Genomic DNA, 26,280 nt, shown 5'->3' with positions numbered 1-26,280 from the left:
TATAGAGTAGACTCTTTTTAAAGTGTCTACTCTATAGGGTACAGTTTATTTTCTCCCAGCTCATTTTTATGTTGATTTATTTTTACTTTTTATTCTAAAGTTACATCAACGAATACCTCAAGTCCATAACTCTCCATATAGTGAGAATTTAAAATGTCTCTAAAGTATTCCTTTGCTTGTTCTTTATACTGTGCTTCTGCAATTCTAACTGTAAAAACTTTTTCTTCAGGACTTAAACCCATACCATGGACAGTAAACTCCTCTTTTGCATAATCATAGATTTGACCAGAAAACAGCTTATCAATACCATCTGCTGTCTTGTTCCCTCCAAATTTTTCTTGTACGAAAAAGATGATAAATCCAGATACAACTATACATAAACCTAACTTCATTTTCTTCAAAGTATCACCTCCAAAGTTTCTATTCCTTCTTTATGCATTTGTGCAAGGTTCCGCACCATCTCTGCAAGGTTTCGAGCGATTAGTGCAAGGTTCTACCTCGTCTCCGCAAGGTTGAGGAGGATTAGCGCAAGATTTTCCTTTATCTCTGCAAGATTCCGGATTGTCTCCGATTAGCGCAACACTTCGTCCAATATGTGCAACACTTATAATTCCCGCAACACTTTATAGGATATCCGCAACACTTCCAGAATTAGCGCAACACTTCACGCCGAAGACGCAACACTTTTCAATTTCCCGCACCAAGCCAGCTACTTTACCTGAGTCCACAATATAAAACTAACCCCTTGGGATCCGATCGTTAGTTAATCCATTGTTCCATTATCGTAACTTCTTTACTCGTAGCATCTAGCTTGATTTGTCGGCCGATTGGCATCGTTAGCATTGGATGTGTGTGGCAGCAGTCGAAGTCTACTAGGATCGGGATATTTAGGTCTCCGATTGTTTCCAGTAGTATATCAGATGGCTGTTTGCCTGTTCCTTCATCATCGAATAGCTCATGCTTGCCAAGGATTATTCCTCCAATTCGATTGAATACGCCGTTGACCTTTAATAAATTGAAGTTTTTCTCCACGATAGAGGCGGATTTCATCGTGTCCTCGATTAGGAGGATGTCGCCTGCTTTAATGCTTGGCATATAGGGGCTTCCCCAAAAACCATACATGGCGTTAAGGTTGCCGCCGATAAGTCGGCCCTTAGCGATGCCCTTATTTAGACAAACCCACTCATTTTCTCGCTGATCCTTTTCTTTTGTTTTAACCTCCCAGTTTACCATTTCATCTGTCCAATAGGGAGGGGTTGGGATGACATACGGTGCCTGCTGCTCCTCGATTAGCATTTGATTGAAATAGTCATATGTATAATTGACGAATGGCTCAAACTCTCCAAAGGAAGGGACGAGTGCTGGACCATAAAAGGTTGGTATTCCTGTTTGGGCGTAAAGTGCTAATAGAACTGCTGTTGCATCCGAATAGCCGATTACAATTTTGGGATCCTTTTTAAACGCCTCATAGTCGATATATGGGAGAATGGCATTGGAATTGGTACCACCTATTGTAGACATGATACATCGAACATCAGGATTTCGGATCAGCTCATTTAGTTCCTCTGCCCGTGCCATTATACTACCTGATCTATAGTGATCGTGTTTTCCTGTCAAGCTTCCTTCTACTATCTCAAATCCCTTTGATTGAATAAAAGCCTTCGAGCGTGCAAAGCGCGTAGGGGAGGAATAGGTAATTGGGGAAGAGGGTGAATAAATTCCAATTTTATCTCCCTTTTTTAGTCTGTTTAGTAAAGTCATTAAGCTTCCACTCCTTTATACATACTATAAAAGAAAAATAGCAGCCTAACTAGAAGTTTTTGAGAATTTAGATTAGTATTTCAATTCTTGTATAAAAAGGATATATTAAATAAAAAAGGGGTTAGGTTATGAATGATCATATTTTATTAGAAAACAATGGGTTTTATATTAGTACGGATAAGAGGTTACTAGATATAGATGTGATTTATAATTATTTAACGAACGAATCCTATTGGTTAAAAGGAGTAACGAGAGTATTAGTGGAGGCTTCCATAAATAACTCTGTATTGTGCTACGGCATATATGAGGGAGACCCAACATCTGGTGCAGCCAGACAGGTAGGGTTTGCTCGAGTAGTATCAGATTTAGTGAGGCATTCATGGCTAGGAGATGTATTTGTTTTACCTGATTACAGGGGGAGGGGCTTAAGCAAATGGCTGATGAGTGTTATTGTTGAGCATCCGAACTTAAAGGGAACAAATTTTCACTTGGCTACCAAGGATGCGCACTCCTTATATGAACAGTTTGGATTTAAGCCGTTAGACAGCATAGAAAAGAGGATGGCTAGACTGCATGACTGGGATGCTATTCATGCAGGCTACAACAGTGTAAATAAGGGATAGGGTTGTGATCCATACATACTTGATGAACTTTAAAGACTTTGTAACAACCTTTAACCATATGACGAGTACTTCTTCCAAACATTTTATATAATAAAGGAGACAAAAAAAGAAGGAGCTCACTTAGATATGCAGTTAGCAATAACCTTTAGTATATTGGCAATTAGTATTGTCTTATTTATAAGCAATCGAATACGAGCCGACTTAGTGGCACTGCTTGCACTTTTAGCATTTGTTATTACTGGCATTTTAGAGCCGAACGAGGCGCTTGTTGGGTTTTCTAACTCTGTAGTCATTATGATAGCAGGTTTATTTGTCGTAGGAGCAGGCATAGTAAGAACTGGACTTGCCCAAAGTGCGGGTAATCTCCTTCTTAAATGGTCTGGTAAAAGTGAACAAAAGCTATTTATTTTATTATTAATAATAACGGGTAGTGTTGGTGCATTTATGAGTAATACAGGAACGGTTGCATTAATGCTGCCAATCGTCATTAGTATTGCAATTAGCATCAATAGCAGCCCGTCCAAATATTTAATTCCACTGTCTTATATTAGCAGTTTATCTGGCTTATTGACCTTAATAGCAACGCCTGCCAACCTTATTGTCAGCCAGGTACTAGTAGACAATGGCTATGAAAAGCTTGGATTTTTTGAAATTACGCCGGTTGGTATAATTGCTATTATTGTAGGTATTTTATATTTTGTTGTAGCGAGAAATGTAGTTCTTCCAAATGGCAAAAAGAAAGATGCTGTAGGTGCGGGTCATAAGCTATCGCCTAAACAGCTAGCGATTGATTATGAGCTTGGGGGAAATCTTCATCGCTTGAAGGTTCCTGAGCATTCTTTAATGATTGGAAAGAAGTTGACCGATCTAAAGCTACCGGCAAAGTATCATCTAGCGATTTTGAAGATAGACCGCAAATCCACAGAGGGGATCAATCTGTTACCAATGACGTACCAAGAGATGGCTGGTCCTCTCAGTACAGTCCAGGCAAAAGATGTCCTTTATATTCAAGGTTCCTTAAAGAGAACAGAGGAGCTAGCAAAGGATTATTTGTTAGAAGTAGATGACGATGATTCGATGCCGGACTTATTAGTTTCCAAACAGCTTGGAATCGCGGAGGTGTTATTGACTCCCCATTCCACATTAATTAATGAAACGATAGCGAGTATTAAGTTCCGCGAAAAATATAATTTAAACATTCTTGGCGTAAATCGCAAAGGGGAATATGTACTAAGCGAAATGGCAGATGTCCGTCTACGCTTTGGGGATGCCCTACTAGTACAAGGGGCATGGGAGGAAATTGAGCTCCTCGCAAAGGCTACCAATGATGTAGTGGTTATTGGCCAACCAAAGGAACACGCAAGTATGGCGGCAGCTAGTGGTAAGGCGCCGATTGCTGGAGCTATTATGTTATTAATGATTATTTTAATGATTTCCGAAATATTTCCTGCCGTAATTTCTGTTTTAATAGGTGCGGTGTTAATGGTTGTGACCGGATGCTTACGTAACATGGATGATGCCTATGGAAAGATGAACTGGGAAAGTATCATACTCATAGCCGCCATGCTTCCAATGGCCACCGCATTAGAAAAGACAGGTGGTATGGTGATTTTATCGGAAGGCATTATCGATCTTCTAGGGGACTTTGGGGCATTAGGTGTCTTGGCAGGAATCTATTTTATCACCATGGTATTTGGGCAATTTATCTCTAACACGGCTACGGCAGTTTTGTTTGCACCAATTGCCATGACTGCTGCCCTTAGCATGGGAGCTAATCCATATACTTTCTTAATCGCTATTGCGGTATCGTCATCAATGGCTTTTGCAACTCCGGTTGCCTCGCCGACCAATGCATTAGTTATGACGGCTGGGGGCTATAAATTTTTCGACTTCGTAAAGGCAGGGATCCCATTACAGCTTATTATGTTTGCAGTTATGATGATTGTTATTCCAATATTCTTCCCTTTATAAAAATGGTAAAATATTCATAAAGTTAATAAAGGGGGAAGATATATGAAAATGCCAACTCATATCGCTGCAGCAGGGGGTATCGTAGAAAATGAAGAGGGAAAAATTCTTTTAGTGAAAACAGAGCATGGCGGGTGGGTTTACCCAGGCGGCCAAATAGAGGTGGGAGAAAACCTGATAGATGGTTTAACGCGAGAAATAAAAGAAGAAAGCGGGATTGACGTAGAGGTATCCTATTTAATAGGGGTTTATTCAAATACCGGTATGTATAAATGGTACGATGGCATTACGGACGTCCCTACTAAAGTAATGTTTGATTTTGTTTGTAAACCAATTGGTGGGGAGCTATGCACTTCTGAGGAGACCTCTGAAGTACTATGGGTATCAAAGGATGAAGTACTTAGCATGATCACGGCTGATGCAATCAGGAAGAGATATCAAGTCTATTTGGAATTTGAGGGTAAAGTAGTGTATCAGGAATACGTAACTAATCCTTCATTTGAATTAAAATTAAACAGAACCATATAACCAAATGAGATATAAACAGGAGCTAGCCTTAAAGGGTTTGCTCTTTTTTTGTTTTTTACCTTCCAGAAAGGGTAATAAAAAAATAGTAACATCTTCCTTTTATTAGTCTGCTGAATATGATATAACTAAAAGTGTTAATTCAAAGTAAACAACTTGGTTTAATACACTTCATAAAAGGGGTTAGACGAATGGGTAGAGAATTTGTAAATATTTTTGATGGATGGGCAGAGTCCTACGACGCATCGGTGTCAGGAAAAGACCCAGAATATCGTGATGTTTTTGAAGGCTATGATTCTATTTTAAATGAAGTAGTTAATCGAATTTCCGGTACTTCTATAATAGAGTTTGGTACAGGGACGGGTAATTTAACAGCACTGTTAGTGGAAAAAGATTTAAGTGTAATTGGCTTCGAGCCAAATGAAAAAATGAGAGAAATGACGGCAAAACGATTTCCGGATAAGGAAATTCTAGACGGTGATTTACTTCAATTTGAAATTGGAGAGGGAAAAATAGATACAATTGTTAGTTCCTTTGTATTTCATCATCTAACGGATGAGGAAAAAGGAAAGGCTCTAAAGCTGTATTCCGAACTTCTCGAACATAACGGCAAGATAGTATTTGCGGATACTGCGTTTATCACAGAGGAAGCAAAGCTAGATCAGATTAAAAAAGAAAGAGCTAGAAACTTTCACAACGTAGCAGACGATTTAGAAAGAGAATACTATACAACGATTCCAATTCTAACGGAATTATTCGAGGAAGCAGGATTTCAAGCACATTTCTCGAAGATGAATGATTATGTCTGGATTATGGACGCAACGAAAAAATAAGGAGCGATTTATAATGAAAAAAATGAACGTAGAAAGCTTTAACCTTGATCACACAAAAGTAGCAGCACCATTTATACGCCTAGCAGGAACAAAAGAAGGAAAACATGGCGATGAAATATACAAATATGATATTAGATTTAAACAACCAAACAAAGAACATATGGAAATGCCAGGGTTACACTCTCTGGAGCACTTAATGGCTGAAAATATTCGTAACCATACGGATCAAGTCGTAGATTTAAGTCCAATGGGCTGCCAAACTGGTTTTTACTTATCCGTCATAAATCATGAGGATTATGATGAGATTCTTGTCATTCTTGAAAAGACGTTAGAGGATGTACTGCAAGCAACGGAGGTACCGGCTTGTAATGAGGTACAGTGCGGGTGGGCAGCTAGCCATAGTTTAGAGGGAGCAAAAGAAATTGCTTCTGAAATGCTTTCTAAAAAAGATGAATGGCGACAAATTTATAAAGAGGAAGCATAAATGAATATTTTTAATAGCGTGCAAGAATTGATAGGAAATACACCCGTAATAGAAATAAATAATATATCTATTCCTAACAATTGCCGCATATTTGCAAAGCTTGAATACCTAAACCCAGGTGGTAGCGTGAAGGATCGTCTTGGTCTAGCGTTAATCGAGGATGCAGAGAAATCCGGTAAGCTTACTCCTGGTGGGACAATCATAGAGCCTACAGCAGGGAATACCGGAATTGGTGTTGCACTCGCAGCAATTGGGAAGGGGTATAAGGTTAAGTTTGTAGTTCCTCAAAAGTTTAGTCTCGAGAAGCAGACCCTTATGCGAGCACTGGGTGCAGAGGTCATAAATACGGACACAGCATTAGGTATGCAAGGGGCTATTAAGAAAGCGCAGGAGCTAGTGAAAGTCACACCAGGTGCTTTTTCACCCTCTCAATTTTCTAACCCTGCTAACCCAAAAACTTATGAGCATACACTTGGTCCAGAGCTATGGAGAGATTTAGAGGGACAAATTGATGTGTTTGTAGCTGGAGCTGGCTCGGGTGGAACCTTTATGGGCACGTCCACCTTTTTAAAGGAACGGAATAAAAAAATAAAAACAGTAATCGTAGAGCCTGTAGGTTCCATTTTAAATGGTGGAGAAGCTGGCTCTCATGCAACCGAAGGAATAGGCATGGAGTTTTTACCGGAGTTTATGGACTCATCTTATTTCAATGCCATTCATACCGTTAGTGATGAGAACGCCTTTGCAGAGTTGCGTAGACTCTCCAAAAAAGAAGGCTTACTGGTGGGAAGCTCCTCAGGTGCTGCCTTCTACGCAGCAATGAAGGAAGCAGAGGTGGTATTAGAGGGAAGTCATATCGTTACCATCTTTCCGGACTCTAGTGAACGCTATTTGAGCCAGAAGGTATATGAATTATTCAAGGAGGAATAAATAAATGCGCGCAAAAACAAAGCTTATTCATGCAGGAATCGTTGGAGATGAAGCAACAGGTGCCGTATCCACACCGATTTACCAGGTGAGTACGTATAAGCAAGAAGCCGTTGGTAAATTTAAAGGCTATGAGTATTCACGAACAGGTAACCCGACTCGACATGCATTAGAAGTATTAATCAGTGATTTAGAGGGTGGAGTAGCAGGCTTTGCCTTTTCTTCCGGAATGGCTGCGACAAGCTCGATCATGATGCTCTTCAGTAAGGGCGACCATGTCCTATTAACGGACGATGTGTATGGCGGAACATTCCGAGTGATTTCTAAAGTATTGAATCGTTTTGGAATCGATTCTACATTCGTCGATACAGGGGATCTTTCTAATGTCGAGGCAGCTATTCAGGAAAATACGAAGGCTATTTTCTTGGAGACTCCAACAAATCCTTTATTGAAGGTAACAGACATAGAAGCTATAGCAAAATATGCAAAGGAAAAGGGACTCTTAACCATAGTGGATAACACGTTTATGACTCCTTATTTCCAACAGCCAATTGCACTTGGTGCAGATATCGTTGTGCATAGTGCCACAAAATATTTAGGAGGCCATAGTGACGTAGTAGCAGGTCTTGCAGTGGTTAATTCCGAGGAGCTAGCGAGTGAGCTGCATTTTGTACAAAACTCCGTTGGTGCTGTGCTCGGACCGCAGGATTCCTGGCTGCTGATGCGAGGGATTAAAACACTAGGCTTACGTATGGAAGAGCATAATGAAAGTGCCCAACGAATAGCAGAGTTTTTAAATGATCACGATGCAGTCGGAAAAGTATTTTATCCTGGCCTCTCTTCTCATCCAGGCCATGACCTGATGCAAAAACAAGCTACAGGATTTGGAGGAATGATCTCCTTTGACGTTGGAAGTGCAGAAAAAGCAGATGAGCTGTTGGCGAAGTTAAAATACTTTACTCTTGCGGAAAGCTTGGGAGCTGTAGAAAGCTTAATCTCCGTACCTGCACGTATGACTCACGCCTCAATTCCGAGTGAACGAAGAGCAGAATTAGGTATTACCGATGGATTAGTTCGCATTTCTGTAGGTATTGAAGATGTTGAGGATCTAATAGAAGATCTAGAGCAAGCCCTAAGATAAATAAATGTTCAATTATTAAAAAAACAACCTACCGGTGATAAAATCTCCTTGAACGGTGATAAAAAGAAACGAACGGTGATAAAACCGTATGAACGGTGATAAATAGAAACGAACGGTGATAAAACCGTACGAACGGTGATAAAGTACATTCGGTACTGCAGATTGTTGAATAAATTTCTAGAGACCCCTTTACTACTAGGGGTCTCTTTTTATTGGCAACAAAAGATAAAGTGATCCTCACTGTTCCAAACGTGTAAATCATCTGCGATGTATCCGCGTAACCACAATAATCCATCAATCTTTCTAAGGTAAAAGCCTTTTGGAAAATTATCGTCTTCACTGACTATTTCTGACGCTACTGTGATAGAGCCAGAGGGGGCTTGTTGCGGGACTTGAATTTTTGTATTTCCTTCAGGTTGGTCTAATAACTCTAACCTTAGATAGGGACCTACCTCAAGTGGACAGAGATTTAAACCTACTTCGCTCGCTCGTTTAAATATTTGAGACATTGTGGCTCCTTCTCGGAAACCAAGTTCTCTGACGGTTAGCGTAACCGTAGTAACACTATACTTATTTTTAGAAGGAGAGAATTTATCAGCAGATAGTAGCTTTTCTGCGTATTCATTCAGCCTAATAGAATGGTTTTCGAGTTTCTGAATAATGAAATTTTGTTAGTCCACCAATCTCTAGCGTTCTAGTAATAGCTGAGTCACCCAAATCTAGTATCCCTCCTTAAAAACAGTGTTTATTTTAGTAGCGTAACTTTATTTTCTTTCTTCGTTTTCTAATTCCTTTTCAATTTCTAGATCACTTAATGATACTAGCTCATCTTTTGTTCCAAACCTTTTAATGATAATTTTACCGACCTCGGACTTTTCTATTGCATCCCTCACTGCTGTATAAATGACTACGTACAAAATGATTAAACCAAGAATCCATAGCAGTATTTCCAACTACTTCTACCCCCCAAAAAGTCTTTTATAAAGATTTTAAATAATCGCCTAAAATTTAAATAAATAACTAAATATTACATTTATTAACTATATATGAAAAGTGAGTTGAATGTAATAAATATGCGGAATTTAAAATTATTTATTCTATTTTTTTCTATTGCGAAATAATGTTTTATTCCAATGACATAGGGAATTATTAAAGATAGACAGGTGTAGAAAGAAAGGAGTAATTTAAATGAATACAACTAAAGCAGCAATTATTACAGGTGGAGGTGGCGGCCTAGGAAGAGCGGCGGCATTAAAATTAGCTGAGTCAGGCATCAATATTAGTATTATTGATGTTTCGGAAGAGCAAGGAAATGAAACGGTTCGTTTGGTAGAAGAAAAAGGAGCTAAGGCCATCTTTATCAAAGCTGATGTAACGAAGGCTGAAGAGGTTAAAAAGTATGTAGAAAAAACAGTGGAAACCTTCGGATCAGTGGATATGTTCTTTAACAATGCAGGTATCTCTGGCCCAGGTAAGAAATTCTTGGACAATTCGATTGAACAGATTGACCTTGTAGTAGATATAAATCTTCGAGGAGCTTTATATGGTTTATACTATGTGCTACCTGAAATGATTAAGAATGGTGGAGGTAGCATCGTGAATACTTCCTCTACTGCTGGATTAGTAGGGCAGGATGGTGTCGTGAGCTACTCGGCAACGAAGCATGGTATCGTAGGAATTACGAAATCCATAGCAGCAGAATATGCAAACCAAGGTATTCAGATTAACGCAGTGGCACCAGGGTCAACGGAAACTCCTATGGTGAAACAATATAGAGAAGCGAATCCTGAGCTATTTAAAACGGTCTCTGCGGGTATTCCACAGCGTCGCTTAGGACAACCAGAGGAAGTTGCAGAATTAGTGGCGTTCCTGTTGATGAGTGAGGCAAAATATATAAATGGTGCTGTTGTACCAATTGATGGAGGATTTACTGCTGTCTAGGTAACTTATTTAGACAATTGCATACTATAACATTAAGGCATACCACTTTTGTGGTGTGCTTTTTATATAAGTAGTTGAGAGCTTGTTAGTTAAGTATAGAAATATCCTAGTCGGACAAAAATGAAAAAAGGAATAGGTCCGAGCCTATTCCCAAAACGAAAGAAATACAAACGAGAAGTGTTACCAGAAAAAGGCCCCAGCTAATGCAACACCTGCTATGGCACCTAATGCAATACCATAACCAAATCCTGGTCCAAAGCCCCAAAACCCAAATCCATATCCTCCAAAGTTGTTCTCAGGACGAATCCATACCATGTTTTGATCTACTTTAGTAATTCTTCCTACATGCATTTTTCCTTGTTTATCCGTGATTCGCACTCTTTGTCCATGATATTTACAGCATAAATTATACACTTGTGACTGACTCATTTTTTGTCCCCCTCTCTCAAAAAATTACATACAAGTATGTTTTATAACATATGCCGTATGAAAGTTTTCACGGTAGACAATCGTCTATTTACTATAGACATAAGTTTTCAAGCAAATCGAACATATAAAAGAATAAAGAGAAAAGGATGAGATGTTGGCTGTCATTAGAACCTCTAAATGGTTATATCAATTTATAGAAGCATGCGAGAAGAAAGATGGGAAGGAAATCTATCTTCGGCAAGGGGAAATCCTATGTGAACCCCTAATGGAGGTTTTCCCGAATGAAACTAGAGAGGCTGTGCACTATGAGCTTTTACAATACGGTTTATTTGAGCCAAATGAATGGGAAGGCTTATCGGAAACTGTAGGGGAGCTAGAAAAAAGGAAGGTTTGGGAATTAGTAAACAACGAATACAAACGGTTACGAAAGCGGTGGGGTGGTCCAAAAGTTCCGATTTATATATTCCCAATAAAATTAAAAGGAACAAGTCAGGCAAGAGAGCCTTTACCTGTAAAAAATGGTGTTGCTTATAAAAAAGCATTATTTTTATTTTTATCGAAGGACCTTTCAGAAGAAGAGATAAAGGCGACCTTAGTACATGAATATAATCACGTATGCAGATTAAATTTCTTAGATCTTACCCCTTCACAAACAACGTTGGCAGACTCTTTGATTATAGAAGGCTTGGGAGAGTATGCTGTAAAAGAGGAGTGTGGTGAAAAGCTGCTAGCCCCATGGATAGCGCTTTATCCTTACGCGGATGCTACCGAGATATGGAAGCACCGTTTCGTGCCATCCCTAGGGTTAGAAGGTGTAAAAAATCATCAGCTATTTTTATTTGGTCGTCCCAGAAGCTATTTTCCAAAGTGGATAGGCTACAATATAGGCTATCAAATAGTCGATACTTACGTAAAAAATCATGGACCGTTTCCAAAGGGCGAATTATATCACAAACCAACTAAGGAAATAATAGACGGATCTGATTTTGCTCCAAAGCCTTAATCTTCGTTTATAACTGACATTTAAAAATTCTATAGCCTATCATGTTTCCAAAATCAGCTAAAAATTGATTATGCTCATCCCAGACTTCATATAGTGTCATGTCAATATAACTGGATGGATTCATGTCTTCAATTTCTACTGGGTTCATATCGGCTGGGTTTTCTAATATCTCTATATGTGAAAAACCAGCCTTTTTTAAAATTTCTTTCCACTCTTCCTCATCCATCAGCTGTTGAATCCCATAAAGCTCCAACACTTTATGTTTTACTTCCTCCGAAGCATTAGAAGCTCCCGTCATTTCAATCAACAGTAGCTTTCCGTCCTTTTTTAATAGACGAGCAGCCTCACTCAAAGCTAGTGCAATATCCGTAAATACAAGGACCGATTCAGAAATAATAATGTCAAACGAGTCGCTTTCTAATGGTAGACACGTAATGTCCCCTTCGATTAAGTGAATGTCAGCCTCCAATGGTTTAAACCTTTCTCTCGCCTTCTCAATCATAATTGGATGATTATCGACAGCAGTTACATTGCAACCATACTTTGTAGCTAAGAAAGCGGAGGTCTTTCCTGTACCGCACCCTATATCTAATACTGACTGAGCTGCCTGAATTTTTTCTTTCCCTAATATAAATTGTGTTAATCCAAATCCCCCTGGATGCGCACTTCCGATCCCAAAATAAGACAGTAAATCTAGGTATTTATTTGACATGAAGCAACCTCCTAAATTAGTTACAATATCATATGCACAAAAAGACTAACCTGCTAGGTTGATTAAAGGGAAAACAGTAGGTTAAAGAGAATAAATAAAGAAAGAGTAATAGAAATAGGAGATTTCAAAAATGGAGAATGTACCAGGAAATAGCACCATATACTTAACTGAAATGACAAATGACTATCTGATAGATATTCATTCGTATGCATCAAAGGAAGAGGTTTGTAAATACCAACCATGGGGACCAAATAGTTTCGAGGACACTAAAGCTTATTTAGAGGAAGTTTTAGCAGAGACCAAGAAGGAAACAAGAAATAGGTACGTGTTTGCGGTTATTGATAAAGAAAACTGCAAAATGGTAGGAGCAGGTGAGTTATTTCATATAGACCTGTCTAACAAAAGTGGAGAAATAGGCTATATAATAAATCCAGATTTTTGGGGAAAGGGTATAGCTACTCAAGTTGCCAATATTTTAATTGATTATGGATTTAATGAACTAAAACTTAACCGTATTTATGCCACCTGTGATGCAAGAAATAGTGCTTCTGAAAGGGTTTTAAAGAAAGCAGGTATGAAGCAAGAAGGACTACTAAGAGAGAATATCCTATTAGACGATGGGTGGAGAAATTCACTTCTTTACAGCATGTTGAATCGTGAATGGAATACAAAATCATAGGGGGTATATGATGGCAGATCTATTTCAAACGTCAATTGAACAATTTTCGAAAGCACACGACGACTTCATTGAGGCATGGAACGTAGCAATGTATTCAGGGGATACTGCAGGTCTTGAAATCATGACTAATAATTACTATGTTACTTTTTTTAATAGCCATGTGGAAAGACCAGAATTCTTTGACCGTCCCGAGGCTATACAGGGAATGAGAGAGTCAGTGGAAGCGTTGCAGGGTGCAAAGAAAAGATTTGAGCATCGTATTATTAGACAACGTGATCCTAACAGATTCGTTGTGTTTTATGAAATGATTATTGAAAAGAACGGACAAGAGCTGACTCGATTCTTTACAATAGAGGATTGGGAAGAGAGAAACGGGCAGTGGTTATTGAACCGAGAAGTTACTGAGCATATTTAAGGTATGAGGCGTGGAGCCCCGAAAAATTTTCGGGGCTTTCTTGTCTACCTCATAGCCGCAGTTTATCCGCTACGCGTGGTCTGAGCCAGTACTCTCTCTCCCCTAGAACGACTTCTAACCACTAGTGTTTACCTCTATATATCTGTACTACTTCAAGTGCCTGAAACTAGGTTGATTATGTATCCCCCTCATGTTTTCTTCTTATAGTAATGCCCAAATTCATTAAATTGAAAATTCGAGAAATTTAAACTTTTAATTTCCCTAAATTACCTATTGTATAATTATACATAAAGGCATATATTATATAAATATTAGAAAAATCCATTAGCTAGAAATAAAACAGATTACTAAATTAATAGCTATCTGATAGTGGATGAAAAGTAAGGGTGAATAAGATGGATAACTGGCTAAATTTATATAATAATATGGGAGATTTTTTAGCACCGAGTATGGCAAAGGATCATCCTAATATTCCAATAGTTAAAGAGGAAGGCTGCTACTATTTTGGAGCGGATGGAAAGAAATATTTAGACTTTACATCAGGTATTGCCGTTACAAATACCGGACACCGTCATCCGAAAGTAGTTCAAAGTATTAAAGATGCTGCGGATCAATTAGTTCATGGGCCTTCAGGAGTTATTATGTACGAATCGATTCTACAGCTTTCCAAAAATCTTGGAGAAGTGTTACCAGGAGATTTAGACTGTTTCTTTTTCGCCAATAGTGGGACAGAGGCTATCGAGGGAGCATTAAAGCTAGCGAAATTTGTAACAGAGAGACCGTATGTTGTTTCATTTACGGGCTGCTTTCACGGTCGTTCACTTGGTGCACTAAGTGTCACAACGTCTAAAAGTAAGTATCGAAAATTTTTACAGCCATCTCATTTATCGTACCAGATTCCTTATGCAGACGCGAAGAGCTGTCCAGAGGGAATGGATCCAGAAGTATATTGTGTAGAGCAGCTAGATAAAGACTTTAAGAGACTCTTTAAGCACCAAGTAACTCCAGAAGAAGTTGCTTGCGTTATTTTAGAGCCAGTACTAGGTGAGGGTGGATACATTATCCCTCCTAAATCATGGGTGAAGCGAATTCGAGAAATTTGCGATGAGCATGGAATCTTATTAATATTTGATGAGGTTCAAACTGGTTTCGGAAGAACAGGAGAATGGTTTGCTGCACAATATTTCGAGGTTACTCCCGATATTATGGCCATTGCAAAGGGAATTGCGTCTGGTTTACCTTTAAGTGCAACCGTTGCTTCTAAGGAATTAATGAAGAAGTGGCCATTAGGAATGCATGGGACAACATTCGGTGGAAATCCCATTGCTTGTTCAGTTGCCTTAACTACACTAGAAATTCTCCATGAAGAGAACCTAGTAGAAAACTCTAAAGTTGTAGGAGCATATGCAACTGAAAAGTTAAACGTGCTAAAAGAAAAATATCCAATCATTAGCGATGTCCGTTCTGTCGGTTTAATGATTGGTATCGAAATCTCTAATATAGAAACTGGAGAGCCAGATGGACAAGCCGTGATGAAAATTCTTGACTATGCACTAGAAGAAGGCGTGCTCTTCTATCTTTGTGGAAACGTCGGTGAAGTAATCCGTATGATACCTCCATTAACGGTAACAAAGGAACAAATTGATGATGGCTTAACAATGCTTGAAAAAGCAATTATTCGATATACAAATGAAATAAAAATAAATGAGATAAAGGGGTAAAACATTATGAAAAACAAGTTATTTCTAATCATGCTAACAATGATTATTGCTTTACTAGCTGCTTGTGGAACTAAAGACGATGCGAAAGAGGATGCTGGATCGGGTTCTACACCTTCTGAGGAATTACCAGTATTAAAAATGGGGACTTCAGCTGACTATCCACCATTTGAATTTATCGATCCAACAAAGAGCGAAGAGATTATTGGTTTTGATATTGACCTATCCAATTTAATCGCTGAAAAGCTAGGATATAAGATTGAAGTAGAAAACATTGATTTCAACGGATTAATCCCAGCGATACAAGCAGGTAAATTAGACTTCGTATTAGCAGGAATGTCACCAACAGAAGAACGCGATGAAGTTGTAGATTTTTCTATCCCTTACAACGAAACAGTACAAATGGTAGTGACTAAAAAAGACAGTGGTATTAAAACAGTGGAAGACTTAGCTGGTAAAACAGTTGGGGTTCAAATCTCATCTGTTCAAGAAGAGCTAGCAAATGAATTAGCAGAAACAGTAGACATGAAAGTGGAGAGCCGTAACTTAATCCCAGAGGTTATTCAAGAGCTAATGACTAAGCGTTTTGATGCAGCCGTTATAGAGGATGTAGTAGCTGAAAATTATACACAGCGTAACAAAGATTTAACTTACTTCCCAATAGTAGTAGAAGAAATAGATACTAAAGCAGCAGTTTTCCCTGAAGGCAGTGAGCTGAAAGAGAAGTTTGATAAAGCTATTAATGAGTTAATTGAAGAAGGAAAAATTGACGAGCTTAGAGAAAAATGGTTTGTAGTAGAAGCAGAATAATATAGATAAAAAATATAATAGTTTGAATAGAAAGGAGGGTAACGATATGTTAGATTTTTCTGCAGTCGTTCCCTCTATTCCTTATATTGCAAAAGGAATAGGTGTTACACTTCAAATAGTTGTGGGAGCCACAATTTTAGGTTTAATTTTAGGGATTTTGTTAGCTCTATGTAAAATAGGGAAAATAACTGTATTACGTCTATTAGCAGATTTTTATACATCTATTTTCAGAGGAACTCCCCTTGTATTACAATTAATGATTATTTACTATGCGATTCCTCAGCTTTTTGATATTACGGTAGATCCGATGCCAGCAGCAATTATAGCATTTGGATTAAATTCAGGTGCCTATATCTCTGAAATTATTCGTGGTGGGATTAATGCTGTTGATAAGGGGCAGTTAGAGGCTTCTTTAGCTTTGGGTATACCTTATTCGAAGATGATGAAGGATATTATTCTTCCTCAAGCGATGAAAAATATCATGCCTTCCCTTATGAATGAATTTATCACATTAACGAAGGAATCAGCGATTGTAACAGTAATTGGTGCACTAGACATTATGCGCCGTGCATACGTCGTGGGCGGATCTTCTTATCGTTACTTAGAGGCATTAATGATTGCTGGAGTGATGTACTATATCCTTACACTTATTTTATCATTCCTTGGCAAAAAGCTAGAAAAGAGGATGAGTAGAAGTGATTAAAGTAGAAAAATTATATAAATCATTTGGAAAAAATGAAGTCTTAAAAAACATATCCACTGAAATTAAGGAACAGGAAGTAATTGCAATCATAGGGCCCTCTGGTTCTGGTAAGTCTACTTTTTTACGTTGCTTGAATTTACTGGAGGAGCCTACTAGTGGTGTGATTAGTATAGGCAATGATGTTGTAACAGATAAAAAAACTAATATTATGAAGGTACGTGAAAATGTAGGAATGGTATTTCAACATTTTTATTTATTTCCTCACAAAACGGTACTAGAAAACTTAACGTATGCACCAATGAATGTTCAAGGAAAATCAAAGGAAGAGGCAATAGCTGTTGCAGATGACCTCTTACATAAAGTCGGACTCTTTGAGAAACGCTCGGAATATCCAAATCGTTTATCAGGCGGTCAAAAGCAGCGTGTAGCAATTGCCCGTGCGTTAGCAATGAACCCTTCTGTTATGTTGTTCGATGAGCCAACTTCTGCCTTAGACCCAGAGATGGTAAAAGAGGTTTTAGCTGTTATGAAGGACTTAGCAGAATCAGGTATGACAATGGTCATCGTGACACATGAGATGAACTTCGCAAAAGAAGTAGCAGACCGTATTTTATTTTTGGATGGTGGAGTTTTAGTCGAAGACACCCCTCCTGTCGAATTCTTTAGCTCTCCAAAGTCAGAGCGTGCAAAAGAGTTTTTAGAGAAGGTTTTATAAGGATTTAAGAAATAATAAAAGCAAAGCAGACTACAGCAAGCTCAAAACATTGGGCTTGCTTTTTTGTTGTTAATTGTAAGGGTATGAAGGGAAGGACTATTTCAGTATTCATTTTTAAATAACCTCTAAAAACCATAAAAGCCGGCAGTCCCCAAATAATTATAATTTGAATAAGTGAATCAGTATCTATATTAATGATTCATCCATCCCATCTACTACTGAGCAATTTATTCACAAACTGAACTATTAGTTTAAGTGTAACACTTCAAATACATTGGCATCTTACAAATATTGACTCTTTAACTTTTACAAAGCCTTTGGTTTGGATAAAGCAAATCAGACTCAATAAGGATAGCTATAAAGAAAGGAATTTTACTAGCTTTGTAGAATTATAGAGGGTGATGAAATAATGAAAGTAAACAATCCTCAATTTGTAAAGGGGTGTAAATATGAACAGTGGATTGAATTTTGATGGGCTGGTCTATGACAAGGAGAGAGGAAACTATCATGGAAAAGTGGAAATAGCGACTGATTATTTTATAGATGTAACTATTTCTCCTGAGTCCTATGATAAAAAACTGGTATTTAAATTAGCCGAAAATACCTTTAGGAAAACAAGAGTAATGAATGAATCATATAAAGAAAAAATAGCAGGGGATTTATTAAAACTACATAATGAAGTATGGAATGAAGGCAAAATAATCAGTAAGAATGAATTTAAAAAACGAATTAATATACAAGGGATTTTAATTTTTTGTGAGGGAAATGCCGAATTGTACTATGACGACGGGGACTTATTCTGGGGTCACACGATAGTAGTAGATGTTGATGAAAACGGTTTGTATCAAGAAGCTCAAATATACGGATGAACGAAATAATATTATGATCAGGAGGAACATATGACATTTTCCAACACTATTAGTTTAGAAAAGTCACCTAGTAATATAAAAATCAGTGTCTTAGAAAAGGAAATAAACTTACCAGACAAAATTAAGTCAAAAGTAAATCAATACTGGGAAACGATCAACAGACAAAATACTTTTAGAAGAGGGGAGGTCTTTACTGTTCATTAAATTCAAGAAGATGAAAATGATTTATTCATTTCCCTTATCCACACTGACTATGCTCATTTTCTTTATAGTAGGAAAATGGAGTTATCAGCGGAGTACGACTGCACCGTTGTCTATCCTGCTACACTTGTCCTTACTTCGGACCAACATCTAGTTTATGGTCATATGAATGAAGGCACAGCCAATCCGGATCGAATTCAATTAGTTGCTGGTGGCTTAGACAAAAATGATATAGAAGAAGGGCATATTAATATACACAAAAATATAATAAGAGAGATACAAGAAGAGCTAGGTATTAACCTTACTAAAATAATGTGTTTGTCACCTTTGAGTCCATGGCTAATAAAACGTGGAGGCCAATCATTAGTTTTAATAAATCGAGTAACCATTGATTTAACTTCTCAAGAAGTAAAAGAAATACATAAACATTATAAAAATGAATTATATAGTAAAGGAGAACTTCCAGAATTCAAAAGAGTAGAAACAATTCCATTTAACAGTAGAGGGCTTAATAGATTGTTATTAAGTGATTATTGTAAGGCTGACTATATAAATCCGCTATGTATTTATTTACTAAAGCAACTAAAAGAAAATAAAACGTGACTCTAAACGTACTCATTGCCTATCAGGTTTATAAATAAAAAGCTAATTTATTATTAGACTTATTTTTACATAGTATAGAGAGTTATTGAATTATTTTGAGAGGAGGAAAGTATGAAACGGTATAGTTTATTGTTCTTAGTTTTATTGCTTCAATTTCTAATTACTGCTTGTAATAATGAACCACTAATAGAAGTGGAAACGATAATTTCTACTATTAGTGATGAGGAATATGCTAGCGTTGGTGGCACTAAGGATTTAAATGACCCCCAGCAAGAAGACTTCAAAGTATTAAAATTTAAATTTTTTATGGAAAACACGAACGCTGTAACAGATCGTCAAATAGAAATAGATGTAGACTGGAGAAATACGTTAAATAGTATAGATGGAGTGGATCGTTATTGGCATGGAAGTGAGGGTGAACAAGATAATCCAAGTGAAAATTTTGCAGAATATCAGCAAGAAGTGGTTTTTTATGCAAAAGGATTATCGGAAGAGAACATTAAAAAAGCGTTCGAGGATTCAAAAGTTACAGTTTCATGGACTGACAATAAAGAGCTTGTAGAAAAACAGTATATAATTGCAGATTTAATAGAGTTTAAGGAGTAAGAAGCACTTTTACTGGCTTAGCTAAACATTCGTTAAATTTAAGCCCTATAAAAAATAGCCCCTTTTTGACGTTTATATATGCAAAAGATGGGCTATTTTTTATAAGAATATCTCCTGAAAGCAGTAAGTGCTTTTCCCTGCTTACTAATCTACATCTACTTCAACTGCTGGCTGACTTTTTTTGTTGAACAGCATCCCAAAAAGGAACGTCATAAAGATAATTCCCATTACAGTGATGATGATGCATCGAACAATGTAATCAGAATCCATCGCAAAGATTACGTCTTTACGGAACCAGTTTTGGAAAGGTAGACCAAAACCTAAGAGAACAGCGAAGAAGAGAAGTTTCGTCCAGATGCTTTTTCCCTTCATTTTTTTGATAGCTCCATTTACTACTAAACGAAGTAAAGCAAGACCTAAACCTACGCAAAAGAATATTATTAGATAAGTAACTATATCGTCACCGGTAACTAGCGCTGCAATCACTAATCCTAAAGCTATAATCAATGAACCAAACATTAATATATATTTTTTATTCACTTAACATTCTCCTTTATAATAAAGTACTGAACAACGTGTTGATTGTTTGCTTTATTATCATATGAAATTAGAGAGTAGAAAGCAATCGACAGATTTTTAGAAACTGTTTAGTGATTACTTATTAAGTATTAACAAAAAAAAGAGAGTTATGACAATGTCATGACTCTCTTTTAAATCTATTTAGTATAATCCACAACGATGTAAGGCTGTAATTGGAATGGTTTTGGTGCAATGTTACGATCGTTCCACATACCGAACCATCTTTCTAATGGATAGAAGTAATATCCGTCCTGCCAATGGTCAGATGTATCATACGGGTCTGCAAAGATAAGCATGTCATCACCAATACCTGGTGTTCCATTATTATCATATCCAATAATGGCTTGCCAATGTCCATCCCAATCTGCCCACTCAACCATAATTGGTCGGTCATTAGAAAGATGGCCAGTTAACCATTTAACAAAATAGCTATCCTTAGCATCTGTTACCCATGCTTCAGTAGTTTCACTATTTTCAGAAGCATATAAGCTGTTCCATGTGAAAGTAGCAGGAAGGTTTCCTACATTATTTCCGGTTTCACCATCTGCTTCTTGAATTAGATCGTCTGCTGCATAATTCACCTTATAGCTTGTCTCTACCACTTTAAAGCCCTCTAGACTAGTAAAGAAATTATGGAGCTGGCTAACGTCTGTCCCGTATTCTGGGAAGTTGTTTGCAGAACCAGGCTTTGCTCCTGGAGTGTCCAAGTCGGTCATTGCTTTCATTTGCTCAGCAATATCCATTTCTGTCATGTCTGTGAAGCCAAAATGGTTAGCAACCATTAATGCGGTAACAGGTCCACAAGACCATTCCGTTGTTTGCTGCATCGTTTGGAAATTTTCGATTAGTAGTAATTGATCATCTGATTTCATGTTGTAAAAATCAGGGGCTTTAAAATAACGAGACTCTTTGTTATCGCCAGCTTCTGCATAGGCATCAGCACCGCCGTTTTCATCATAGTCTTCGCCTTTAATCATAGTTGGTTTAACTGCCACAGTAGTTTCGGCTGACGCTTTTGTGTCTACTTCCTTGTTAACCTCCGCTTGTGAATCTGTGTTCTCTGAGCACGCAGATAATAATAATAGCATTGCGGATGCTAAAACTGCTGTAAGGGTTCTTTTCATTTATCCCCATCCTTTTCTTCTTTTTTTGAAACACAAGAATTTATTATATAGAAAGTAGGGAACAAATCAATAGATCGATTTATATTATTTTTTTACTTTATTTTGAAATTAGCTTTAAGTCAAATACGAACAATGAAAAAAGAATAATGAAATTTATATGCTTTTTAATAATAGTTTAAATTACATCTAGCTGGACACCCTACGCAGGGTGAGCGATTAGCATTCATCTGTCACTCCAATCAATACATAGTTAATGTTCGTGTTTAATCTGTAAAATGCTTTTAAGGAAATTTGCTCAGCTTATTAACATAAAGCTATGTTAAAGGTAAAGGCTGATTTTAAATATACATAAAAAATGAGCTAGGATATTTCCTACCAGCTCATCTTGCTTTGACATTGATTTTTTACTAAAGCACCCGTTAGTTGAATAACCGTTTAGGTTGTTTCTTTACGTAAAAGTATATTAGGTACTAATCGAATATAAATTAGTTCCCCCACAAGCTCAACGATTGTCTGCGTCACGATTACGGCAGCTACCAACGAGCTTAACTCGTCAGGCAACGCTAAGGCGAGAGGAAGTACCACAAGCGAATTGCGTGTTGAGCCACTGAAGATAAGGGCACGACCTGAACCTATATCGAGCTTAAACCACTTGGCTATGAACCGAGAAATAACAGGCACAATAATCATAAAGACAATATAAATCGGAATGACTTTGATAATTAAGTCCATGTAGGTAGATAATTTACCGATTTGAGACGCAACGACGACAAAAAGGGTTAGTGCCATGAAAGGAACGGGCAGCCATGCTGATAGATTTAATATTCTATTGCCAACAGGTGCTTTTCTTGCATACAACTGTATAGCAATAGCAATACCTAGTGGGATAACGATGAGACCAAAAAAAGCTTCCAAGAATGGAACAGGTTCTACGATTCCTGCTGCATCCTCTCCCATAAACAGCCATAAATACAGAGGCAAAAGGAGCATTTGCGTAATGAAAAGAATCGGTGTTGACATCAGTATCAGCTTTTCATTTCCACGACCTAAAGCTGTAAAAACAATTACATAGTCTATGCAAGGGGTTAGTAAAACTAAATAGACACCAAGTAATAATGGTGGATATTCGGGCAATAACTTTGATAAAAGCCATACCACAATAGGTACTGCTATATAGTTAACCGTTAATAGAGCCCAAATAAAACGTCTATTTGCAAACGACTTTTTTAAGGATGTAAAAGGTATCTGTGAAAACATACTATACATCAAAATAGCGATGACCACAGAAATCGTAACATCTAATTGTCCTGAAAAACCAGGAACTATTAGTCCAAATCCAGCTGCCATTACTAATACCATGACATATAGCCAAACTTGGTTATTTTCAAGTTGTTCTCTAGTAATCATGAATAATATTTCTCCTCTGATTTTTAGATATTAGTTACATTAAATCTGCAGTTCATAGTTTAGATGATGAACTTTTATAAAGCAACACTACAAGCAACATAGAGTTTTACCGTAGTAGAATCAATTTTGCTTCTTCAACTAAACTGCCGCTTTAGTTCAATAAGAAGAAAGGCTTTACTCCTTCTTGAAGTAAAGCACGCGTTAGTTTAAGTACAATACTTCACAATCTTTTCTATGACTTTATGAACTTAATTCCTTAAATGCGTTATCAATGCAAAAATTATGCCGCCTTTTGGGTTCTCGCCAGATTTTTGTGGATTTACAACGATCAGTAATATGCAGAGTCTTATGCAATAACTGAGATTGTACAGCATTGTTGAATAAACGGGAATAGTGTGACAATATATCAATTTCAAATTTATCCCTTGAACCTCAAGTTACTTGAGGTTTTATAATGAACTTATACTTTTGTTGGGAGGAATTTTGATGAATAACAATAACAGGTTTTCCATTGGGGAGTTTTCAGAAAAGACAGGATTACCTATTCCTACTTTACATTACTATGATGAAATTGGTTTATTACGACCAGAAAAGAATCCTTCTTCAGGGCATCGCATTTACAATTATCAAGATATTATAATATTGCAAAAAATTATAAGTTTAAAATTCCTAGGATATAGTTTGGATGAAATAAAAAATTTATTAAATAAAACAAGCTTTACCGTTGATTTAAACGAAAGCTTGTCTCTTCATTTTCAAGCTTTAGAAAAAGAAAAAAAACAAATCGAACAGTCAATGAAATCTATTAATAGAGTAATTAGGTTAATGGAGGAAGAGGGAACAGTGGATAGTAACTTATTATTTACCCTTCTTCACGGTATGCGTACTGACCATATACAAGAAGAATGGATTAATCGTCATATGTTAACGGATATCATGGAAGAGTTAGAAAAGAAATCGGAAGAAGAAAAAATCTCTTTAGATAAAACGTTTACTCAATTGTCTAAAGAAGTGAAACAATTATAGGGTAAACCCGTAGAGGACCTGAAAGTACAGCGAATGATTAAGAACTATATAGAAGGAGTTTTTTCATTTTTTGATGAGGATTTGATGCAAAAACTCGCTGATACGAATATAGAAGGAGAACCTGATTTTCAAGAATTTGATAATATGACACCTTCTCCTTTTACAGAAGATGAACAAAAATGGTTTGAACAAGCGATAGAATATTATATTCAGCAAGAAGAAATGGAATAGATATTAATGAGCTATACTCTTAAATTATAGTTGGTCTATCTTATTTAAAACAACACACTTGATTTTCCATTATAGGGCGATTTAATAAAGTAACTAAAGTCTAATTTCTCACTTATAAACCGAGAAATTAGGTTTTTTTATGTTTAGATTTTCTTATAGCAGTAAATCTTCAAAATTCTTACGCCCCCCTAAAATGCTACCAAAGCTGGTTTGGGGGCATTTAGTGAATAAACAGCTAAAAACAAATCCCCCATTCAAATGATGAAGGGGGTAGCTGGGAAATGTATCTCCATGCTTATTTATTTTGATGTCCGATTTTTTACTAAAGCATTCGTTAGTTAAAATTACTGTTCTATCTAAGCAGTTTCTGAACAAACTTTGTTTTCCAAATTCCAAATCCTATTAAAGCACCAAGCATATTAAGAATAAAATCATCAATATCAAAACTTCCTCTTCTAGTAACTACTTGAACTACTTCAATTACAACTAGCAATATACTCAACGAAATTATAAAAACACTTATCTCTTTTGCCTTTCTTATGCAGTAAGGTAAGTAAATCCCCGCTGGCAAAAACATAAATAAGTTACCAAAGAGATTTTTAATAGGTATATCTATATTCATACTTCCGTCAAACAATGCCCTTATATATGTATTTATAGTTTTAAAGGGTATAAAATTAGATGAGTTCTTTATATACTCTATCATTGTTATACCAGACCATAAAAAGCCTCTAGTGCCTAAGAACAATAGAACTACTAATGCAAATAAATAAAACACGAAACTTATGTTAAGAACAATCTTTATTACTTTTTTCATTTTATCCCCCTGTACTTGATATCCTTTTGTTCAATAAGAAAATGGCTTTACTCCTTCTTGAAGTAAAGCACCCATTAGTTCAAAAAATAATGAATAAAGGAATGAAAATTAAACCAATTACAATCCATACACTAAGTTGATTATCAATCCGTTTATCTAAAAATTTTAAATGTCCTTCAAACCTTTTGGAAAAATAACTTAGAGTAAAGAAAACTAGTGCAAATATCAAAAATTTGAACCATACATTCTGTTTAATAACAGGTTCAATAAAATAAAAATAAATAACAAACGCAATCATAGCCGTTAATAATTGTATCAAGCTGAATAGTCTCAATTGAATCCACTCCCGGTTATTGCCATACTGCCTATATTAACTACTTCGACATCTTTCAAAAAATGACTTCTTCAAATAAACTGCGGCGTTAGTCAAAATACACCCTTTGTCTATAATTCTATTAAGTTGGCAATAATCCTTTTAATATTACTATTTTAGGGGGAATAAAATTGTTACTGTCAAAAGCATGGGCTTCGTTTGAAGCGGATAAGCGAATAGAGGGCTTTTCGCCACAAACGTTGAAGGCCTACCAATTACAGTCTTTGCTATTAATTGGTTATTTTAAAGACGTAGAGATGGCATTGCTGGATACAAATCAACTAAAGGAATATCTTGCTGTATCCGGTAAGCATTTAAAACCAGCCAGTCTTGCACATCGTATTCGCTTTATGAAATCATTTTTTCGTTGGTCTCATGAAGAAGGATACCTTAGTAAGAATCCAACTTCCAAAATTAAAGAACCCAAAGTAGGGAAGCGGATACCTAAGTATTTAACAGAACGGGAAATCGAACACCTTCGTGAATCCTGTCATTCCCCAATGGAAAAAGCGATTTTTGAATTCATGTTTTCTACCGGTTGTCGAATTGGAGAAATAGTTTCGTTAGAAAAGAACCATATTAATTGGTCCAATCAATCGGCGATCGTTCGAGGTAAAGGTGATAAGGAAAGGGAGGTATATTTTAATACACGTTGTGACATATGGCTTAAACGCTATTTAGAAAGCCGTAATGACCATAATCCAGCCATCTTTGTGACAGCAAGACAGCCGCACAAAATGAGTGTCGCCCAAATGCGATACATCATCAAGCGGATCTCCAATCGTGCCGAAATTAATAAAGAAATTCATCCACACCAACTTAGGCACAGCTACGCAACTCATTTGATGAATAATGGAGCTCCTATTGAAGTCATACAGAGTCTTATGGGGCATGAGAAGAGTGAAACCACTAAGATCTATGCTCAGCTAAGCGGAAGGTTAAGAAAAGAGTATTATCAGAAGTACTTTTAAATGCAAAAGGAGACTGGGACAAAACCATCCTCTTAAATGAAAAAGCCGATGAAATTTTACAATAAGTAAAATTTCACCGGCTTTAT

General features: G+C 36.9%; 29 protein-coding genes and 2 pseudogenes. 21 read left to right on the top strand and 10 right to left on the bottom strand.

Going from position 1 to position 26,280, the window contains the following annotated elements; translation table 11 throughout:
- Window positions 1-89: 89 nt before the first annotated feature.
- Together HF876_RS11740 and HF876_RS11735 are read right to left on the bottom strand one after the other, a co-directional pair.
- Window positions 90-392, bottom strand: a complete 303-nt coding sequence (locus tag HF876_RS11740) for a YolC/YozM family protein (RefSeq protein WP_481900288.1) — start codon at window positions 390-392, stop codon at window positions 90-92.
- Between the two features lie 367 nt (window positions 393-759).
- Window positions 760-1,761: a S66 family peptidase gene (locus HF876_RS11735; protein WP_169360247.1), complete on the bottom strand. Its 1,002-nt coding sequence runs from the start codon at window positions 1,759-1,761 to the stop codon at window positions 760-762.
- Between the two features lie 128 nt (window positions 1,762-1,889).
- On the opposite strand from HF876_RS11735, the gene HF876_RS11730 reads away from it, so the two are divergent.
- From HF876_RS11730 to HF876_RS11700, 7 genes are all read left to right on the top strand, one after another.
- Window positions 1,890-2,384: a GNAT family N-acetyltransferase gene (locus tag HF876_RS11730; RefSeq protein ID WP_169360246.1), complete on the top strand. Its 495-nt coding sequence runs from the start codon at window positions 1,890-1,892 to the stop codon at window positions 2,382-2,384.
- Between the two features lie 126 nt (window positions 2,385-2,510).
- On the top strand, window positions 2,511-4,355 hold the full coding sequence (locus HF876_RS11725; RefSeq protein ID WP_169360245.1) for an SLC13 family permease: 1,845 nt from the start codon (window positions 2,511-2,513) through the stop codon (window positions 4,353-4,355).
- A 42-nt stretch (window positions 4,356-4,397) separates the two neighbouring features.
- A complete protein-coding gene (locus HF876_RS11720; RefSeq protein WP_169360244.1) occupies window positions 4,398-4,880 on the top strand; it encodes an NUDIX hydrolase in 483 nt (160 codons plus the stop codon).
- 188 nt (window positions 4,881-5,068) lie between these two features.
- Entirely contained in the window at window positions 5,069-5,710 is a 642-nt protein-coding gene (locus HF876_RS11715; protein WP_169360243.1) for a class I SAM-dependent methyltransferase, read from the top strand.
- A gap of 13 nt (window positions 5,711-5,723) precedes the next feature.
- Window positions 5,724-6,194 carry an S-ribosylhomocysteine lyase gene (locus HF876_RS11710; protein WP_169360242.1) on the top strand — a complete coding sequence of 157 codons (471 nt, stop codon included), beginning with the start codon at window positions 5,724-5,726 and terminating at the stop codon, window positions 6,192-6,194.
- On the top strand, window positions 6,195-7,124 hold the full coding sequence (locus HF876_RS11705; RefSeq protein ID WP_169360241.1) for a PLP-dependent cysteine synthase family protein: 930 nt from the start codon (window positions 6,195-6,197) through the stop codon (window positions 7,122-7,124).
- A gap of 4 nt (window positions 7,125-7,128) precedes the next feature.
- Window positions 7,129-8,262, top strand: coding sequence for a bifunctional cystathionine gamma-lyase/homocysteine desulfhydrase (locus tag HF876_RS11700; protein ID WP_169360240.1), 1,134 nt, complete (start codon window positions 7,129-7,131; stop codon window positions 8,260-8,262).
- Window positions 8,263-8,471: 209 nt separating this feature from the next.
- On the opposite strand, the pseudogene HF876_RS11695 reads toward HF876_RS11700, so the two are convergent.
- Together HF876_RS11695 and HF876_RS11690 are read right to left on the bottom strand one after the other, a co-directional pair.
- A pseudogene (locus tag HF876_RS11695) lies at window positions 8,472-8,988 on the bottom strand (helicase).
- A 38-nt stretch (window positions 8,989-9,026) separates the two neighbouring features.
- Window positions 9,027-9,215, bottom strand: a complete 189-nt coding sequence (locus tag HF876_RS11690) for a hypothetical protein (RefSeq protein ID WP_169360222.1) — start codon at window positions 9,213-9,215, stop codon at window positions 9,027-9,029.
- Between the two features lie 235 nt (window positions 9,216-9,450).
- Between HF876_RS11690 and HF876_RS11685 the strand changes: the two genes are divergently transcribed.
- Complete coding sequence (locus HF876_RS11685) at window positions 9,451-10,203, top strand: SDR family NAD(P)-dependent oxidoreductase (RefSeq protein WP_169360239.1); 753 nt, start codon at window positions 9,451-9,453, stop codon at window positions 10,201-10,203.
- Between the two features lie 180 nt (window positions 10,204-10,383).
- On the opposite strand, the gene HF876_RS11680 is transcribed toward HF876_RS11685, so the two are convergent.
- Window positions 10,384-10,632 (bottom strand): hypothetical protein, encoded by a 249-nt coding sequence (locus HF876_RS11680; RefSeq protein WP_169360238.1) that lies wholly within the window; start codon window positions 10,630-10,632, stop codon window positions 10,384-10,386.
- Window positions 10,633-10,783: 151 nt separating this feature from the next.
- Between HF876_RS11680 and HF876_RS11675 the strand changes: the two genes are divergently transcribed.
- On the top strand, window positions 10,784-11,635 hold the full coding sequence (locus tag HF876_RS11675) for a DUF2268 domain-containing putative Zn-dependent protease (RefSeq protein ID WP_240949745.1): 852 nt from the start codon (window positions 10,784-10,786) through the stop codon (window positions 11,633-11,635).
- Between the two features lie 7 nt (window positions 11,636-11,642).
- On the opposite strand, the gene HF876_RS11670 is transcribed toward HF876_RS11675, so the two are convergent.
- Window positions 11,643-12,347 (bottom strand): class I SAM-dependent methyltransferase, encoded by a 705-nt coding sequence (locus HF876_RS11670; RefSeq protein ID WP_169360237.1) that lies wholly within the window; start codon window positions 12,345-12,347, stop codon window positions 11,643-11,645.
- A gap of 130 nt (window positions 12,348-12,477) precedes the next feature.
- Here HF876_RS11670 and HF876_RS11665 point away from each other — a divergent pair, with 130 nt between their 5' ends.
- The 10 genes from HF876_RS11665 to HF876_RS11620 all read left to right on the top strand — a co-directional run bounded on the left by HF876_RS11665 (window position 12,478) and on the right by HF876_RS11620 (window position 19,666).
- Window positions 12,478-13,026: a GNAT family N-acetyltransferase gene (locus tag HF876_RS11665; RefSeq protein WP_240949744.1), complete on the top strand. Its 549-nt coding sequence runs from the start codon at window positions 12,478-12,480 to the stop codon at window positions 13,024-13,026.
- A 10-nt stretch (window positions 13,027-13,036) separates the two neighbouring features.
- Window positions 13,037-13,441, top strand: a complete 405-nt coding sequence (locus HF876_RS11660; protein ID WP_169360236.1) for a hypothetical protein — start codon at window positions 13,037-13,039, stop codon at window positions 13,439-13,441.
- Window positions 13,442-13,836: 395 nt separating this feature from the next.
- Window positions 13,837-15,162, top strand: coding sequence for an aspartate aminotransferase family protein (locus HF876_RS11655; protein WP_169360235.1), 1,326 nt, complete (start codon window positions 13,837-13,839; stop codon window positions 15,160-15,162).
- A gap of 6 nt (window positions 15,163-15,168) precedes the next feature.
- Entirely contained in the window at window positions 15,169-15,969 is an 801-nt protein-coding gene (locus tag HF876_RS11650) for a transporter substrate-binding domain-containing protein (RefSeq protein WP_169360234.1), read from the top strand.
- Window positions 15,970-16,015: 46 nt separating this feature from the next.
- Window positions 16,016-16,672 carry an amino acid ABC transporter permease gene (locus HF876_RS11645; protein WP_169360233.1) on the top strand — a complete coding sequence of 219 codons (657 nt, stop codon included), beginning with the start codon at window positions 16,016-16,018 and terminating at the stop codon, window positions 16,670-16,672.
- The gene (locus HF876_RS11640; RefSeq protein WP_169360232.1) at window positions 16,665-17,387 is read left to right on the top strand and encodes an amino acid ABC transporter ATP-binding protein; all 723 of its coding nucleotides are present in this window, start codon (window positions 16,665-16,667) and stop codon (window positions 17,385-17,387) included. Before HF876_RS11645 ends, HF876_RS11640 begins: the two co-directional genes overlap by 8 nt.
- A gap of 449 nt (window positions 17,388-17,836) precedes the next feature.
- Window positions 17,837-18,256 carry a DUF2262 domain-containing protein gene (locus tag HF876_RS11635; protein WP_169360231.1) on the top strand — a complete coding sequence of 140 codons (420 nt, stop codon included), beginning with the start codon at window positions 17,837-17,839 and terminating at the stop codon, window positions 18,254-18,256.
- A 30-nt stretch (window positions 18,257-18,286) separates the two neighbouring features.
- Window positions 18,287-18,460, top strand: coding sequence for a hypothetical protein (locus tag HF876_RS11630; RefSeq protein WP_169360230.1), 174 nt, complete (start codon window positions 18,287-18,289; stop codon window positions 18,458-18,460).
- A gap of 75 nt (window positions 18,461-18,535) precedes the next feature.
- A complete protein-coding gene (locus HF876_RS11625; RefSeq protein ID WP_169360229.1) occupies window positions 18,536-19,060 on the top strand; it encodes a hypothetical protein in 525 nt (174 codons plus the stop codon).
- Window positions 19,061-19,171: 111 nt separating this feature from the next.
- Complete coding sequence (locus tag HF876_RS11620; RefSeq protein ID WP_169360228.1) at window positions 19,172-19,666, top strand: hypothetical protein; 495 nt, start codon at window positions 19,172-19,174, stop codon at window positions 19,664-19,666.
- Window positions 19,667-19,810: 144 nt separating this feature from the next.
- Here the strand turns inward: HF876_RS11620 and HF876_RS11615 are convergent, their stop codons facing one another.
- From HF876_RS11615 to HF876_RS11605, 3 genes are all read right to left on the bottom strand, one after another.
- Window positions 19,811-20,206 (bottom strand): MFS transporter permease, encoded by a 396-nt coding sequence (locus HF876_RS11615; protein ID WP_169360227.1) that lies wholly within the window; start codon window positions 20,204-20,206, stop codon window positions 19,811-19,813.
- Between the two features lie 176 nt (window positions 20,207-20,382).
- Window positions 20,383-21,369, bottom strand: a complete 987-nt coding sequence (locus HF876_RS11610; protein WP_169360226.1) for a papain-like cysteine protease family protein — start codon at window positions 21,367-21,369, stop codon at window positions 20,383-20,385.
- 435 nt (window positions 21,370-21,804) lie between these two features.
- Window positions 21,805-22,776 (bottom strand): arsenic resistance protein, encoded by a 972-nt coding sequence (locus HF876_RS11605; protein WP_169360225.1) that lies wholly within the window; start codon window positions 22,774-22,776, stop codon window positions 21,805-21,807.
- 486 nt (window positions 22,777-23,262) lie between these two features.
- Here HF876_RS11605 and HF876_RS11600 point away from each other — a divergent pair.
- Window positions 23,263-24,033: pseudogene (locus HF876_RS11600) on the top strand (MerR family transcriptional regulator).
- A gap of 352 nt (window positions 24,034-24,385) precedes the next feature.
- On the opposite strand, the gene HF876_RS11595 reads toward HF876_RS11600, so the two are convergent.
- Window positions 24,386-24,850 (bottom strand): VanZ family protein, encoded by a 465-nt coding sequence (locus HF876_RS11595; RefSeq protein ID WP_169360224.1) that lies wholly within the window; start codon window positions 24,848-24,850, stop codon window positions 24,386-24,388.
- A gap of 504 nt (window positions 24,851-25,354) precedes the next feature.
- On the opposite strand from HF876_RS11595, the gene xerA reads away from it, so the two are divergent.
- Window positions 25,355-26,194 carry a site-specific tyrosine recombinase/integron integrase gene (xerA, locus tag HF876_RS11590; RefSeq protein WP_169360223.1) on the top strand — a complete coding sequence of 280 codons (840 nt, stop codon included), beginning with the start codon at window positions 25,355-25,357 and terminating at the stop codon, window positions 26,192-26,194.
- Window positions 26,195-26,280: the final 86 nt, after the last annotated feature.

The organism is Psychrobacillus sp. BL-248-WT-3, assembly GCF_012843435.1.
Lineage (GTDB): Bacteria > Bacillota > Bacilli > Bacillales_A > Planococcaceae > Psychrobacillus.
This window is presented reverse-complemented; position numbering and strand designations above follow the sequence as displayed.

Excerpts from the sequence above, each read along its gene's own strand:
- HF876_RS11740 (WP_481900288.1), bottom strand. The coding sequence starts at position 392 with ATGAAGTTAGGTTTATGTATAGTTGTATCTGGATTTATCATCTTTTTC.
- HF876_RS11735 (WP_169360247.1), bottom strand. The coding sequence starts at position 1,761 with ATGACTTTACTAAACAGACTAAAAAAGGGAGATAAAATTGGAATTTAT.
- HF876_RS11730 (WP_169360246.1), top strand. The coding sequence starts at position 1,890 with ATGAATGATCATATTTTATTAGAAAACAATGGGTTTTATATTAGTACG.
- HF876_RS11725 (WP_169360245.1), top strand. The coding sequence starts at position 2,511 with ATGCAGTTAGCAATAACCTTTAGTATATTGGCAATTAGTATTGTCTTA.
- HF876_RS11720 (WP_169360244.1), top strand. The coding sequence starts at position 4,398 with ATGAAAATGCCAACTCATATCGCTGCAGCAGGGGGTATCGTAGAAAAT.
- HF876_RS11715 (WP_169360243.1), top strand. The coding sequence starts at position 5,069 with ATGGGTAGAGAATTTGTAAATATTTTTGATGGATGGGCAGAGTCCTAC.
- HF876_RS11710 (WP_169360242.1), top strand. The coding sequence starts at position 5,724 with ATGAAAAAAATGAACGTAGAAAGCTTTAACCTTGATCACACAAAAGTA.
- HF876_RS11705 (WP_169360241.1), top strand. The coding sequence starts at position 6,195 with ATGAATATTTTTAATAGCGTGCAAGAATTGATAGGAAATACACCCGTA.
- HF876_RS11700 (WP_169360240.1), top strand. The coding sequence starts at position 7,129 with ATGCGCGCAAAAACAAAGCTTATTCATGCAGGAATCGTTGGAGATGAA.
- HF876_RS11685 (WP_169360239.1), top strand. The coding sequence starts at position 9,451 with ATGAATACAACTAAAGCAGCAATTATTACAGGTGGAGGTGGCGGCCTA.
- HF876_RS11680 (WP_169360238.1), bottom strand. The coding sequence starts at position 10,632 with ATGAGTCAGTCACAAGTGTATAATTTATGCTGTAAATATCATGGACAA.
- HF876_RS11675 (WP_240949745.1), top strand. The coding sequence starts at position 10,784 with ATGTTGGCTGTCATTAGAACCTCTAAATGGTTATATCAATTTATAGAA.
- HF876_RS11670 (WP_169360237.1), bottom strand. The coding sequence starts at position 12,347 with ATGTCAAATAAATACCTAGATTTACTGTCTTATTTTGGGATCGGAAGT.
- HF876_RS11665 (WP_240949744.1), top strand. The coding sequence starts at position 12,478 with ATGGAGAATGTACCAGGAAATAGCACCATATACTTAACTGAAATGACA.
- HF876_RS11660 (WP_169360236.1), top strand. The coding sequence starts at position 13,037 with ATGGCAGATCTATTTCAAACGTCAATTGAACAATTTTCGAAAGCACAC.
- HF876_RS11655 (WP_169360235.1), top strand. The coding sequence starts at position 13,837 with ATGGATAACTGGCTAAATTTATATAATAATATGGGAGATTTTTTAGCA.
- HF876_RS11650 (WP_169360234.1), top strand. The coding sequence starts at position 15,169 with ATGAAAAACAAGTTATTTCTAATCATGCTAACAATGATTATTGCTTTA.
- HF876_RS11645 (WP_169360233.1), top strand. The coding sequence starts at position 16,016 with ATGTTAGATTTTTCTGCAGTCGTTCCCTCTATTCCTTATATTGCAAAA.
- HF876_RS11635 (WP_169360231.1), top strand. The coding sequence starts at position 17,837 with ATGAACAGTGGATTGAATTTTGATGGGCTGGTCTATGACAAGGAGAGA.
- HF876_RS11630 (WP_169360230.1), top strand. The coding sequence starts at position 18,287 with ATGACATTTTCCAACACTATTAGTTTAGAAAAGTCACCTAGTAATATA.
- HF876_RS11625 (WP_169360229.1), top strand. The coding sequence starts at position 18,536 with ATGGAGTTATCAGCGGAGTACGACTGCACCGTTGTCTATCCTGCTACA.
- HF876_RS11620 (WP_169360228.1), top strand. The coding sequence starts at position 19,172 with ATGAAACGGTATAGTTTATTGTTCTTAGTTTTATTGCTTCAATTTCTA.
- HF876_RS11610 (WP_169360226.1), bottom strand. The coding sequence starts at position 21,369 with ATGAAAAGAACCCTTACAGCAGTTTTAGCATCCGCAATGCTATTATTA.
- HF876_RS11605 (WP_169360225.1), bottom strand. The coding sequence starts at position 22,776 with ATGATTACTAGAGAACAACTTGAAAATAACCAAGTTTGGCTATATGTC.
- HF876_RS11595 (WP_169360224.1), bottom strand. The coding sequence starts at position 24,850 with ATGAAAAAAGTAATAAAGATTGTTCTTAACATAAGTTTCGTGTTTTAT.